Genomic DNA, 14,757 nt, shown 5'->3' with positions numbered 1-14,757 from the left:
GTTGTTCCTGTAAAAACAGAGGCAGATATACCAAAGGATAAGATTTTTGAATGTGTAAAAGCTCTAAAAGGATTAGCAGTTAAAGCACCTGTAAATATTGGTGATGTTGTTTTAGAAAACTTTGCTGATACTGGTGTAAATGTAATTGCTACTAAAAAAGTAGCTGGAATTTAATAAAAAACATTATTATGGTAATTGAGTAAAGTTTCTAAACTTTGCTTGAATTATAAAACAACTAAAGAAAGGGGTAAAAAAATGATAGGATTTTTAAAACCGGCACCTCATATTGAGCGTTTGCCAAAGGACAAAATTGACTCTACCTATAAGAGGTATCGTATCCAAATGTTTATAAGCATTTATATTGGATACGCAGTGTATTACTTCGTTAGAAGTAATTTCTCCATTGCTAAAAACTATATGATAACGCAATTGGGATTTACAAAAACAGAACTTGGATTTATAGCTTCTGGATTAGGAATAGCTTACGGAATAAGTAAATTTATAATGGGAAGTTTTTCAGACAGATCTAACCCAAGATTTTTCTTAGGAACAGGACTTATATTATCAGGACTTGCTAACGTATTTATGGGAATGACAGCAAGTATACCAATACTATTTGTATTATGGACATTAAATGGATGGTTCCAAGGTATGGGATGGCCACCATGTGGAAGAACAATGACACACTGGTTTTCCGATAAAGAACGTGGAGTTAAAATGTCTATTTGGAATACTGCTCATAACATTGGAGGGGCATTAATAGCTACTGTAGCTGTTATAGGTGTTACTATGTTTAGCGGAAGCTATAAAGGTGCTTTCACCTTGCCAGGTATAATAGCGATTGTTGCTGGAGTACTATTTATGATATTTGCAAAAGATACTCCACAATCAGTTGGATTACCTCCAATAGAAGAGTATAAAAACGATTACCCAAAATTTGATGTAGCAGTAGAAGATGCAGAAAAAGAATTAACAGCAAAAGAAATCTTCTTTAAATATGTATTAAATAATAAATATTTGTGGATTATTGCTATTGCTAACTTATTTGTTTATCTAGTAAGATATGGTGTTCTTAACTGGGCTCCGGTTTACTTAAAGGAAGTAAGAGGATTTAACCCAAAAGAAGCAGGATTAGCTTTCGCATTATTTGAATATGCTGCTATTCCAGGTACAATTATAGTTGGTTGGATAAGTGACAAGGTGTTCAACGGTCGTCGTGCTCCAGCTGGCGTATTCTGTATGTTAGGAGTTGCAGTTGCTACTTATGTTTACTGGAAGAGCACAAGCTTCATGGCTATAAACATAGCATTAGCATCAATAGGAGCCTTAATTTATGGACCAGTTATGCTTATAGGGGTTGCTGCCCTTGACTTAGTTCCTAAAAAGGCCGCAGGTACTGCTGCTGGATTTACAGGTTTATTTGGTTACATGGGTGGATCTGTTCTAGCAGAAATATTATTAGGTGCAATTGTTGATGGCTATGGATGGGATGGAGGATTCATGGTGTTAGTTGCATCAAGTATCCTTTCAGTAGTATTCCTAGCATTCACATGGAATGTACATGATACATCATCACATGAAGAAAAGGAACTTGCTAGCTAATATACGAAATCTAAATAATGTTTTTCAAATATTAACAAAATAGAATAAAAAAACAAGCGCTATATTCTTAATGGGATATGGCGTTTGTTTTTTATTACAATATATATAACTTATTCATTGTTAATTAGAATTATTCAGCATTTTTCTTTTGCCAGTTCAAAGCTATATTTGTTCAAATTCTGTATAATCTAATATATAATAATTATATCATATTATATATTTTAAATTATAAACAAGTGGTACATATTTACAAAAGAAAGGAAATATTCATAAATGAGACATTATAAATTAAAAAATGGAATAGATATTCAATATATAAAAAGAGATGGACATATAACTTCATTTTGCATAGGATTTAATGCTGGAGCATTAGTCGAAAAAGAAAATGAATATGGGTTAGCTCATGCAGTTGAACATATGGTATTTAAAGGAACAAAGAATAGGACAGAGGAAGAAATTAATAAGCTTTGTGATGAAATTTTTGGGTTTCATAATGCAATGACAAATTATCCTTATGTAATTTATTATGGAACTACTTTATCATGTGATTTTAAAAAAGGTTTTGAAATATATTCTGATATAATTTTAAATCCTCTTTTTAAAAAAGATGGATTTAAAGAAGAAATAGATGTAATCCTTGAAGAATTAAAAGAGTGGAAGGATGAGCCTTATCAGGAGTGTGAGGATGAACTGTTCTATAACTCTTTTCAAAATAGAAGAATTAAAGAATTAATTATAGGAAATGAAAAAAGCATAAAAGGTATTACTCTTGAAGCAGTAAAAAATTTTTATAACAAACATTATTCTCCTGAAAATTGTGTTATAAGTGTAATTTCTTCATTAGAATTTGAAGAAGTTTCAGAAATTATAAATGAATATTTTACAGTTTTCAATAATAGTTACGATTACATGGATAAAAATAAATATGAGGAAAATAATAAAGGAATTTATTACAAGAACAGAAAAGGTTTGAATGGAGCAAAGATACAGTATTGTTTTCCAATAGATATGTTAGATGAAGAAGAAATAAAATTGCTTAAAATATTTAATTTTAGATTTGGAGAAGGAACCAGCAGTATTTTATATGAGGAAGTAAGAACTAAAAATGGACTTGCTTATGACATTTCAAGCAGCATAAAGAATGAAAATGGAATAAAATTATTTACCATAAAACTTGGGACATCAGTAAAAAATATAAATAAAACTATTGAACTTATAAATAATAAAATTAGCAAAATAAAAGAACCAAATTCTATTTACAATGAGGAAAATATAGAAAAAATAATAAAAAGCTTAAATTTAAAGAAAGAATTAAGTTTTGAAAGATCTATTGAACTTGCCAAACAATTAACTACTTACAAAATAATGTATAATTCAATTAATAATATTTTTGATGAATTTAGTAATCTTGAAATAAATGAAAATAATATTTTGAATGTAGTGAATAAAGTACTGCAAAAGCCAAGCATACAAGTTTTGAAACCGAAATAGAGTAATATTACGAAGTATAAGTGAGTTGTAAATGGTACTTATATTTTTTTAATCTATAAAGTATGATATGATTACCTTATAGCTAAAATTAAAGGACGTGAAAGTACATGAAAAAAAAGGTTTTAATATTTTCAGTTATTATATTATTTATTGCTGCAGTAGGGATATTTCAATTAAAAGCCTATGGATATTTTGAAGATATTAATGTAGAAGTAGGAAGCAGTACTGGAAATATATATAGTGGTGGAAATGCTGCCGAAGACAAAAAAAATATGTATTTCAGCAATTATGATAAAAAAGGGAAACTTTACAAAATGGATAAAAAAACAAAAAAACTTACTAAATTATGTGATGATATTGCAAGTTACATAAATGTTTTAAATGAATATATTTATTATTCAAATATAAGTGACGGTGAAAAAATTTATAAAATAAAAATTGATGGCAGCAATCGAGAAAAACTTGGAAATTCTATAGCTGAATATATTCGTGTTAGAGGAAATTATATATATTACAGTAACGGGGATGATGATAATTGTTTATACAAAATGAGAATAGACGGAAAGAAAAATAGAAAGATTTTAAATACTTATGTGGATGGATTTAATATTATAAATAATAAAATCTATTATTTAAAAAATCAAATCTTTTATTCTGTAACTGTTAATGGCCATTTTAATAAAAAGTTGTACGAGGGAAATATGTTAAATGCTGAAGTTATTTTAGGTGACTATATTCAAATTAAAGACGAAAACATCTATTTTTCCAATAAAGGAAAGATAGATGAAAATAGATACTTATGCAAAGCCGATCTGAAAAATTTTAAATTTGAAAGATTAACAGATGAAAATGTAAAGGGAATTAATGTACATGAAAATGACATATATTATATTAATGAATCTGATGGTGATTCTCTTTATACAATTAAAACCGATGGTTCTCAAAGGAAAAAACTAAAAGAAGGCCCTATCAGTAGAATAAATATTGTAGGAGATTATATTTTTTATTTTAAAGATATTCATGGAGAAATTTATAGAATGAACGTAAATACAAAAAATAATAAAAAAATAAGTAACGTTAATCCTACTAGTATGGACGTGCATAATAATAAAATTTTTTATACAACAGATATTAAAAGAGATAAAAGAAGAGGAAGTTTAAGTTCTATAGATATAAATACTCAAAAAGAAAAAATGCTCTCATATGTTGAAGGTGGATGGGAAAAAATTATACTAGTAGAAAACGACTGGGTTTATTTTACAAAAGTGACTACAGATAAAACTGGAGTAAAAGAAACATTTTATCGAATAAAAATAGATGGAAGTAATATGCAAGAAATTCATAGAAATTTTGATGAAGTTGAGGATAGAATTAAAGCTGGATTTAACTATTATATAGATAGCAGTACTGACGGAAAAGGTTGTGCTCTTTATAGAAAAAATATAGATACAGGTAAAATTAACATATTAGTTCAAAATGAAAGTGAATATATTAAAGGCATACAGTCAAAAAATGATGGCAACATAACTATAAAAGCTGTTACTGATAAATATGTATACTATTCTATAAATCAGAAAAGTAAAGGTTTAAAAGTATATAGTCATTTATATAAAGTTGCATTAAATGGTAAGGATGATAAATTAATTAGTAAAGACACTGTAACAAATTTAGTAGAATCCCAAGGGTATCTTTATTATGGAACGCCTTCTGATACAGGTGCTTTGTACCGTATGAAACTAGATGGGAATGAAAAAAATAAAATTCTAGATGGAAAAATAGATAATATAAATTTAGTTGCAATTAAGGATGAGTGGATTTATTATAATTGTGGTACAGATGGGAATAGATTATATAGAATAAAAACAGATGGTACACATAAAGAAAGAATATTTAACAGTAGAGACATTTCTTTTATAAATATAGAAGGAGACTATATTTATTATGATTATGCTTCAATGGAAAACAAACAATTTATTATAAAAAATACTGAAATATAATGAATATTTTTAAGAGCTTATAGCATTCAAAATGTATAAGCTCTTATTTTTTATTAACCTTTTTTTGAAGTGTTTTTTTTAGATTTCTTCTTTTTTCTGACAGAATATCCAAAGCTGCCAAGAGAATTTTTAGAAAGTCCAAAATATTCTCCATGGGAATAGCAAATTAAATTTGCTTTTTCAAAATGAATTTTACCTTTTGAATCGATTAAGTTTTCTTCCACATGAACAGCTATAATTTCAGCTAAAAATAAATCATGAGAGCCAAGAGGAATAATATTCTTAAGTTTACATTCTAAAGCTATAGGGCAATTTTCGATATAGGGTGTCTCAATATTTTCAGATGGAGCTAAAGTGAATTTACATTCTTTAATTTTATCAATATTTTTTCCAGAGCGTACTCCACAAAAATCAACAGCTTTAACTAAATCTACAGATGGAAGATTTACAACGAATTCTTTAGATTCTTTTATGTATTCATAAGAAAGTCTCTCAGGTCTTATAGCTACTGTAATCATAGGGGGTTTGGTACAAGCAGTTCCTATCCATCCAACAGTAAATACATTAATCTTACCTTCTTTATTTTTAGAGGTAATTAGAACCGAGGGAACTGGATTTAACATTGCACTTCCTTTAAAAATCTTTTTAGTCATTTTAATCTCTCCTATAGGTTATAAGTTGACATTATTTTTTATAAAAACATACTAATTATATCAATTAAATGTAGTTTTTTAAAGTGATTCATAATATTTCTTCAAAAGCAATCCATCATGTTCCAAAATAGGACTTTCGCAGATAACACATCCTTTAATATCAAACTTAGCAAAAGCCTCTATGCAAGCTTTGTAGTTAAAATCACTTTCTTCAAAAGGCAAGTGATTTCTTTCTCCTTTAACAGTATAATTGATTCCAGACATATGTATATGCATATCTTTCAAAGCAACTTCGCCCAGCTCTGTACCAACATAATCTAATATTTTTGCAAAATCATCATAGGTTTTCAATATACCGTTATCTCTAGCATGAAGGTGAGAAAAATCTATACATAGTTTGCAGAGAGCAACCTCTTTGCATAACTTAACATTTTCTTCAAGAGAACCAAACTGAGTTCCTTTTCCAGTAGTTTCTAGTCTGTAATCTATGCCTATGTCTGGGAGTTTTAAAAGGTTACTTTTTATAGTTTCAAAAGTTTCTTCTCTGGAATCCTTAAGATAAAAACCAGGATGAAAAACTAAGCTTTTTCCCTGAACTTTTTTGAGTCCCTCAGCACCTTGAATAATTCTTTCCATAGATTTTATTTGTTTTTCTTCTTCATCAGCATTTAGATTTATAAAATAGGAACCATGGGCTGATAAATAGAAATTATTTTTACACTTAGTTTCTAATATTTCATCCTTGTTTTTATCGGTTACATTTACTGAACGTACAAAAGGCAGTTCCATAGCATCTAAATCTAATCCTTTTAAATATTCAATGCCAGATTTATAATTAAATTTTTTATTTTCTTCTCCAAGGGGAAGACCAGATATTCCAAATAATAAAGTATTCATAGTATCACCTCTTTGAACAACATTATATCACAAAATTTCTCATCAGTATGTTATAATAGCAAAGAAGAAGGTGATAATATGAAGGCAGAATGGAGACTAAAAGTTACAAATTGTGATATTGACACAATTGCCAAAGAGGCTAATATAAGTAAAACAACTGCTAAGATTTTAGTTAACCGAGATATTAAGGATATAGAAGAAGTAAAAAGATTTATGAATTCCTCACTAAAGGATATGCACGATCCGTTTTTAATGAAGGATATGGATACTGGAACAGATATAATTTTAGATGCAATTGATGAAGGTAAAAAAATAGTTATCTATGGTGACTATGATGCTGATGGAGTTACAAGTACAACAATATTATATAAAGCGCTTTTAAAATTAGAAGCAAATGTGGAATACTACATACCTGATAGAGAATCAGAAGGATATGGAATGTGCAGAGAAAGGATTCAAATCTTAAAAGAAGAGGGAACGGAAGTAATTTTAACTTGTGATAATGGTATAAGTGCCATAGAAGAAATAAACTTCGCCAAAAGTTTAGAAATGCAAGTTGTTGTTACTGACCATCATGAGTTACCTTTCAATGAATTTGAGGGAAAAAGGGAGTATATTGTTCCTGAGGCTGATGCAATTATAAATCCAAAGCAAGAAGAGTGTACATATCCATTTAAGCTATTGTGTGGAGCAGGTATATCATTTAAATTTGTACAAGCATTATATATGAAACTGGGTATGGAAGATAATGATGCTTATAAATTTATAGAATTTGCAGGTATAGGTACTATATGTGATGTAGTTGATTTAATTGGTGAAAATAGAATAATTGCCAAGAATTCTTTAAAAATGATAAGTAGTACTAAAAATATAGGGCTTAATGCGCTTATAGAAACCTTAGGAATTAAAGATAATAATATAAAATCTTATCATATAGGATTTATGATAGGACCATGTATTAATGCTACTGGAAGATTAGATACTGCAGCTTTATCCGTTGAATTACTTACTTGTCATGATACGACGCGAGCAATAGAGCTAGCAAGAACTTTATATGATTTAAACAAGACTAGACAAGAAATGACAATGAAAAATGTAGACGAAATTATATCTTCTATTGAAAACTCTAATTTTAAAAATGATAAAGTGCTAGTTGTTTATAAAAAAGATGTACATGAAAGTATAGCTGGCATAGTTGCGGGTAAGGTTAGAGAAAAATTTAATGTTCCAACTATAATTTTGACAAAAGGAAAAGAAATGCCTAAAGGTTCTGGACGCTCTATTGAAGAATATAATTTGTTTGAGGAGTTAATAAAGTGCAGGGAACTTATGGAAAAATTTGGAGGGCATCCGATGGCAGCAGGGCTATCAGTAAAAGAAGAAAATATTTCGACATTAAGAGCAAAGCTAAATGAAAACTGTAATCTTAGTGATAGCGATATAATACCTAAGATAAAGATAGATAGGAGAATTCATTTAAGTGAAGTAAGTTTAGATTTAATAAATGAGCTTGAAGAACTAGAACCTTTTGGTAAAGGAAATCCAACTCCTGTTTTTGCAGAAAAAAATGTAGAGATTCGTGACATAAAAATACTTGGAAAGAATCAAAATACTTTGAAATTGACATGTATAATACGTAATAACAGAAAAATAGATGCGATATGCTTTAACAGAGTAGAAGAGTTTAAAGAAATGTTAAAAGAAAAATATGGAAATAATTATGAGAAAGTATTGATAAATCCATTAGGATTAAAATTAGACTTAATCTTTTATCCAATGATAAATGACTTTAATGGTACACAAAAAATACAGTTAAGAATCAAAGATTTTAGGCTTTCAATAAATTAAATCTATTATCATTTACAAATAAACTTAAAGAAAATCTTCCTTAATACGTTAAGGGAGATTTTCTTTAAGTTTGTTTGGTGTAAAAGAAGGAAAAATATTGTTTATATAGAATATATAAACAATAGTACTTGAAACAGGAGGTGATTGATATGTATGAGGCATATGATAAATTACCATGTAATATAGCGATTCTAAAAGATAGTACATTAAAAATTGAATATTTCAATGAAGAATTCAAGAAGACTTTTGAAATTGATTATGGTTTTTTTGGTAAAAGTATATATAACATTGATTTTTTTGATACAATTAATGAGAGTTTAAATAAATGTTTTGTACATAAAATATGTAAAAATTTAAGTAGGATAAATATTAAGGATAAATATTTTGACTTTATTATTAAATACAATAATGATTCATTAGAAGTATTTGCATATGAAATTAGTAAGTATATTAACAATGAGATGAAAGCAAAAAAAGATAAGGAAAAACTTTTAGCTATTTCAACCGAAATAAAAACAAAATATGATATTGTTCAAAATGTTAGGAATATTGAAAAAGAAGGTCTTGTTCATTTAAAAGATGTTATGAATAATATCTCAGAAGGAATAGTGGTTCTAGGAAAATGTGGAATATTTGATTTTTGTAATAAATCTGCTTTGCAAATAACAGGATATACCATAGAAGAAATTAAAAATTATCGAGAAATTTTACAAGACATAGATATTGTTAATGGTACAGATTATGGCGTTAACTTAAAAGAAGCATATGAACATTATCTAAAGAATTTTAAGAATATAGAAAGTTTAGTAATAAAAATACACGATAAAGTACAAAATGAATACAAATATATAGATGTAAGTTTCAATCATGTCATAAATAATAAAAATGAAATAGTATATACAGTAATATCTTTAAAAGATATTACTGAAATGAAAACTAATGAAATTATGATAAAAAATCAAAATAAAGAATTAGAAAAAATAACTAAAATGAAGGACGACTTTTTTAATATGATATCCCATGAGCTTAGAACTCCTTTAACTATTATTCACTCATCACTTCAATTGGCAAACCATATATATTCTAAAGAAATAACAGCTAATATTGCGAAAATATTATTAAGAATAAATCAAAACTGCAGCAGATTATTAAAATTAATAAATAATACATTAGATATTTCTAAGGCAGAAGCAGGATTTTTAAAATTAAATTATTCAGTTTTTGATATAGTTTTTGTTACAGAAAGTATAATTTCTTCAGTAAATTTTTATGCCAAAAGTAGAGGTATAAAGTTAATTTTTGATACCAACCAAGAAGAAATATTTGTGAAATTAGATAAAGACAAATATGAGAAAATCATATTAAATTTACTATCAAATGCAATAAAATTCACACCAGAAGGAAAAGAAATAATGGTTATTGTTTATGTTGATAATAAACAAATATCTATTAGAGTTAAAGATAACGGTATAGGAATTCCAGAGGATAAAATAAATAAGATATTTGATAGATTTGAGCAGGTGAACAATTCACTTTCTAGGAATTCTGAAGGAACAGGTTTAGGATTAGCTTTAGTAAAGAATTTTGTCAAGATGATGGAAGGAAAAATAGATGTGCAAAGTAAGGTAGGGGAAGGAACAGAATTTAATGTAAAATTTAGCAATAAAATTTTACATGATAAGAACGTTGAAGATTCCTTTAGTATGGACGAAAATTTAGATGATAGAGTTGTTATTGAATTTTCAGATGTACTACAATAAAAAATCCACAAAGCTTTGTAAATCCATACAAATACTTCTAAATAAAGAGAATTATTATATAGGAGTATATTTAAGAAATTCTATACTCCTATTTTTTATTTATCATTTGCTGTTCTACAGAGGCAATCATTCTTTTCAGTATTATGCTAATAATTTATATAAGCTATTTAATATTATAAACTTCTTTCGTATGCTTCTACCATTCTTTTAACCATTTCTCCACCAACACTACCGCATTGTTTTGAAGTAAGATCACCATTATAATCTGTGAACGGAACACCAAGTTCATTAGCTACTTCCATTTTAAATTTATTTAATCCATTTCTAGCTTCTGGAACCAAATGTTTCATAATCATTTCCTCCTTTATACTTCGTTTTTTACAGTGTGTTATGGCTTTAATTTTTTTGTCACTATTATATTGTGAAAATTCACCCTTATATATGCTGATGTTTTAATGGATTTTGTGGTATAAAATTTTATTATATCCATAAAGAAAAATAATATGTTATAAGTGCTAAAATAGAAAAGTTAATTTGCAAATCAGTATAAAAGACTCATCAATGGAAAACCTAATAGAAAGTATAAATAAAGTTTTATTTTAAGAAAGGAGAATACAGATGACGGATCATCAACATGTTGGAAATACTAAGACCAGTAATATAAGCTATAAAACTAGTCCTCATGATCAAAAGGAACATAAAGCACATAAGAAGGTTTCTTCAAATAATCAAAAATAACGGTCCTATGGCTGCCATAAGAAAAATATATATAAACGGAAGTAGGGATACCAACTTCTGTTTATATTTTGCCAACTATAATTATACTCTAGCACAAAGATAAAAAGTGCTAACGTTAAGTTAACACTTTATCTTTTGTAAAATAATATGTTATTTTTTGTATCAATATTGATCATATTAAAATCCGCGTAAAAGTGTTTCTTCTATATTAAGTTCTTGAAACAGCCTCGATATAACTGCCTCATAATCGCGTAATCTAACTGTCTTTCTTATTTTTTTAGCATATTTATCACTCTCTGCAAACAAGTGTATCATATAAAACCAAAATTCTTTCATTTTAAATAATACATTTCTATCTCCAGAAAGGATTTTCTGATAGCCTGCATAAACTGCATCGTGAAATGCCCTCATTACCTGCTTATCTACGACATGATTATTCTTAATTTCTCCGATTAATCCCGGATTTGCAATAAGACCTCGACCTATCATTACTGCACCTAAACTTGGATATATTTCTTCCAATTTCCTATAGTCCGACCCATTAAAAATGTCACCATTATAGCAAACAGGATTTTTACTTAATGCTAATGCATCTTTAAATACCTCCATATTCGGCTTGTTCTTATAAAAGTCCGTTTGTATTCTTGGATGAATGATAAGCTCCTCAAGAGGATACTTGTTAAAGATTTCAATCAGCTCATAAAATTCATCTGGAGAATCCTTTCCAATTCTTGTCTTTATGGAAATCTTCGTTGATGCCTTTGAAAATATATCCTCTAAAAATTCATCCAACTGTTCTCTTTGTGCAAGAAACCCTGAACCTTTATGTTTCGCAACAACTGTACCAGATGGACAGCCCAAGTTTAAATTAATCTCATTATACCCAAACTTATTTAACTCGTTCACCGTACGAATAAAATACTCAGCATTATTCGTAAGTATTTGAGGAACCACAGACAGTCCTTGATTGTGTTCGGGTAATATATCATCTAGTTCTCTCGAAGTAAAGCCATTATTACTAGTTGGTGAGATAAAAGGTGTAAAGTATTTGTCAATTTGACCAAAAAAAGTTTGATATGCATTTCTATATATATATCCAGTAACGCCTTCTAACGGTGCAAAATAGTATTTCATATTATAAGACTCCTCATCATAAGTAATTTCACATCTATTGTATCTAACAAATATATTTTTGTATAGTCTTTATTTTTCTATTAATCAATTGCATATAATGCTTATACGCTAAATTTAAAATAACAATATTAACATTTTTAAATAAAACCTCATTTACTTATGGTACGGTTCACCTCAATTACTCCTAAACTTATCTTATGTAATCACATAAAACAAAATATTTTTCCAATTAGACACTGTTTGTTTTGAAACTAGGGGACTTTCAAAAGCTTTCTAAGGAACTTAAATCAATAGAATTTTTTATGAGCGTGAAAAATAAGTTAAGACATAAAATGAACATAGTAAAACCAGGGAATATCATTACTCCCTGGCAACAAGATTAGTGAATGTATGGAGACTTTAAAATTACTTTAGGTCTAACCTCAAATAATCATTCTTAAAATCTATTCCCATTGCTAATCACCTCTCTATGATTATAGTATGTGCAGATTAGAAGTTAACATTCTGGAATATAAAGGAATAACAGCAGAAAGGGGGATAGATGAGGTAACTCAAATAGATGACGGTGATATACCATTTTAACAGGGGATGGGGACATGTAAGAACATATCCCCAAATAGTACAGACAATTATATAAATTATAGATTTTTTTCGTATGATTCAACCATTCTTTTAACCATTTCGCCACCAACAGAACCATTTTGTTTAGAAGTAAGATCACCGTTGTATTCGCTTAGAGGTACATTTAATTCTCTAGCAACTTCGGCTTTAAATTTATTTAAACCTGGTTTTGCGTTAGGTACTAATTTTTGATAACTCATATATGTTACCTCCTTTATTAGGTTGTATTCTTAGGTTATACAGTTTTAGTATAAATATGTTGGCGAATGAATGGTAAAAGAGGAAGCAAACGATATATATAAGCAAAAATTAGAGATATAGGATGATTTTACAATGAAAGCAACAGGAATAGTTAGGAAAGTGGACTAATTAGGAGTTCCATTTTGTTTTTATATACTTATTTAGTAAACTCTTAGTCTCAAGAGTTTTATCAGAACTTAGAGTATATTTTGGATTTTCATAACAAAGCTTTTCATTTAAATCTAATTTTGTTTCTCCTTTTAATATACTAATTTTTATAGCTTTATTTAAATTCTCTTTAATTATCTTATTTCCATATACTTCTTCAATCACCTCATATGATTTATTTGAATACTTAAAACTTACATTTTGGGGTTCTATAATATATTTATTTAAACAATTTAACTCATTAATTTTACTATCTAAATTATCTTTATTATAAACATATAAATCATCTACATAATATTTTTGATCCTTAAATAAGGAGATTATCCATTCAAATGAATTTTTCTTGTGATAAATACTAGAAATACTATTTTTTTCATTGTATTGTACTCCTATATCTCGTCCTATTATATCTTCTACTTCTCCACTTCTTTCTATCAACTGTAGCTTATAATCCTTAATATGGCTTCTAATTATATCATCTGCATCAGCACATGCTTTTAATGAGACATCTGCTCCGTTTATTGCTGTATTAAAAAAGAAATGGTTAGTAAAGTATACTGAAATAAGTAAATATAATAGTAAAATTGAAGCCATTAGAATAATACTATTTCCTCTATCATTAATTTTAAAAAGCTTTTTTATATTAATATTCTTCATACCGATTTATACCTTTCATAAAAAATACTTTCATTTAAACATAATAACTAATTTAAAATATGTTTATATTTTTGATTTTAAAACTTATTTATAGATAGTAATTGTTGTTTTATTTTTCTATTTTCAATTAGAGTTAGACTTTCATAGTACTGAACAACAACAAACATTCATGGAAAGAATTGTCCAAGCCATCAATATATAAACCGTCTTTAGATTACACTGTTTCTGTGCCCATTAACTTGGCCAAGTCCCTAGAAGGAACATACTTTGTAGGTTACGCTGATAATCTTACTTTTGGTGTGGGAACAAGTGCTTGGGCTAGATTATATAATCCAATTAATTCTGGAGTAAATTTGCATATAACTGTTTGGACTGTGAGTGATGTATCTGAATCTCCATTTAGAGCCCAAATTTGGTTTAATGCAGAACCACCTGGAAGACCACAGATTTCTACATTGGTAACTTATTCTAATCAAGCACTTTGTCCATTGCCACAACCGAAAATAAAACTTGAGTATGCAAATAATGTGACAGGAGAACCAACGGAAGGAATTAAAGCTTTCGTAAGAAGAGGTCAGCCCGAAACTACCTTGGTAGATGATGAACAGGGAAAATTTATTTTTCCACCTGGTGGTTCATTTCTAATTTTCTTATCTAATCCTGAAACGCAGGATCTAGCAGTTTCTGGCAGAATTGCTTTTGGGTGGTGGGAAGAACCAATCTGTTAGGAACGTAAAAATATTATCAACAAATACGAAATTGTCCGTATCTTTTTTAAATGGTACGGATAACTTTTATATTAACTAAAATAAGCTAATGCTTCTTTATAAATAATCTTCATAATATCTTATTATCTACTATCGCATCACAACTTATTTTTATACATTGTACTATTTAATTTAGAAAAGGAGATAGGATGTAGTGGTATACTAAAGACTCTTTTTATGTGTC

At 28.1% G+C, this 14,757-nt stretch carries 13 protein-coding genes; 7 read left to right on the top strand and 6 right to left on the bottom strand.

Annotated features, from left to right (window positions below; all coding sequences use genetic code 11):
• The 4 genes from OIO11_RS16150 to OIO11_RS16135 all read left to right on the top strand — a co-directional run.
• Positions 1-174 (top strand): DUF1667 domain-containing protein (locus tag OIO11_RS16150; protein WP_268072474.1); only part of this gene is annotated, 174 nt, incomplete at its 5' end.
• Between the two features lie 81 nt (positions 175-255).
• Complete coding sequence (gene pgtP, locus OIO11_RS16145; RefSeq protein WP_268072470.1) at positions 256-1,602, top strand: phosphoglycerate transporter protein PgtP; 1,347 nt, start codon at positions 256-258, stop codon at positions 1,600-1,602.
• 273 nt (positions 1,603-1,875) lie between these two features.
• Positions 1,876-3,093, top strand: a complete 1,218-nt coding sequence (locus OIO11_RS16140) for a M16 family metallopeptidase (protein ID WP_268072469.1) — start codon at positions 1,876-1,878, stop codon at positions 3,091-3,093.
• A gap of 107 nt (positions 3,094-3,200) precedes the next feature.
• Positions 3,201-5,090 (top strand): DUF5050 domain-containing protein, encoded by a 1,890-nt coding sequence (locus OIO11_RS16135; protein WP_268072468.1) that lies wholly within the window; start codon positions 3,201-3,203, stop codon positions 5,088-5,090.
• Positions 5,091-5,143: 53 nt separating this feature from the next.
• Here OIO11_RS16135 and OIO11_RS16130 read toward each other — a convergent pair whose 3' ends face one another.
• Together OIO11_RS16130 and OIO11_RS16125 are read right to left on the bottom strand one after the other, a co-directional pair.
• Positions 5,144-5,743, bottom strand: a complete 600-nt coding sequence (locus tag OIO11_RS16130; RefSeq protein WP_268072467.1) for a flavin reductase family protein — start codon at positions 5,741-5,743, stop codon at positions 5,144-5,146.
• Positions 5,744-5,821: 78 nt separating this feature from the next.
• Positions 5,822-6,640, bottom strand: coding sequence for a TIM barrel protein (locus OIO11_RS16125; protein ID WP_268072466.1), 819 nt, complete (start codon positions 6,638-6,640; stop codon positions 5,822-5,824).
• Between the two features lie 78 nt (positions 6,641-6,718).
• On the opposite strand from OIO11_RS16125, the gene recJ reads away from it, so the two are divergent.
• The gene (gene recJ, locus OIO11_RS16120; protein ID WP_268072465.1) at positions 6,719-8,488 is read left to right on the top strand and encodes a single-stranded-DNA-specific exonuclease RecJ; all 1,770 of its coding nucleotides are present in this window, start codon (positions 6,719-6,721) and stop codon (positions 8,486-8,488) included.
• A 149-nt stretch (positions 8,489-8,637) separates the two neighbouring features.
• Positions 8,638-10,248: a sensor histidine kinase gene (locus OIO11_RS16115; RefSeq protein WP_268072464.1), complete on the top strand. Its 1,611-nt coding sequence runs from the start codon at positions 8,638-8,640 to the stop codon at positions 10,246-10,248.
• 173 nt (positions 10,249-10,421) lie between these two features.
• On the opposite strand, the gene OIO11_RS16110 is transcribed toward OIO11_RS16115, so the two are convergent.
• The 4 genes from OIO11_RS16110 to OIO11_RS16095 form a co-directional block, all read right to left on the bottom strand.
• Complete coding sequence (locus OIO11_RS16110; RefSeq protein WP_268072473.1) at positions 10,422-10,601, bottom strand: alpha/beta-type small acid-soluble spore protein; 180 nt, start codon at positions 10,599-10,601, stop codon at positions 10,422-10,424.
• Between the two features lie 562 nt (positions 10,602-11,163).
• Complete coding sequence (locus tag OIO11_RS16105) at positions 11,164-12,120, bottom strand: tRNA dihydrouridine synthase (protein ID WP_268072463.1); 957 nt, start codon at positions 12,118-12,120, stop codon at positions 11,164-11,166.
• Positions 12,121-12,758: 638 nt separating this feature from the next.
• Complete coding sequence (locus OIO11_RS16100; protein ID WP_268072456.1) at positions 12,759-12,941, bottom strand: alpha/beta-type small acid-soluble spore protein; 183 nt, start codon at positions 12,939-12,941, stop codon at positions 12,759-12,761.
• A 169-nt stretch (positions 12,942-13,110) separates the two neighbouring features.
• Positions 13,111-13,806: a peptidoglycan binding domain-containing protein gene (locus tag OIO11_RS16095; RefSeq protein WP_268072462.1), complete on the bottom strand. Its 696-nt coding sequence runs from the start codon at positions 13,804-13,806 to the stop codon at positions 13,111-13,113.
• A 227-nt stretch (positions 13,807-14,033) separates the two neighbouring features.
• Here OIO11_RS16095 and OIO11_RS16090 point away from each other — a divergent pair, with 227 nt between their 5' ends.
• Positions 14,034-14,534, top strand: a complete 501-nt coding sequence (locus OIO11_RS16090; RefSeq protein WP_268072461.1) for a DUF6143 family protein — start codon at positions 14,034-14,036, stop codon at positions 14,532-14,534.
• Positions 14,535-14,757 lie beyond the last annotated feature (223 nt).

Source organism: Clostridium sp. ZS2-4 (assembly GCF_026719745.1).
Classification (GTDB): domain Bacteria; phylum Bacillota; class Clostridia; order Clostridiales; family Clostridiaceae; genus Clostridium_H.
Note: the sequence above shows the minus strand (reverse complement) of the source record. Positions and strands in the feature narration are given on the sequence as shown.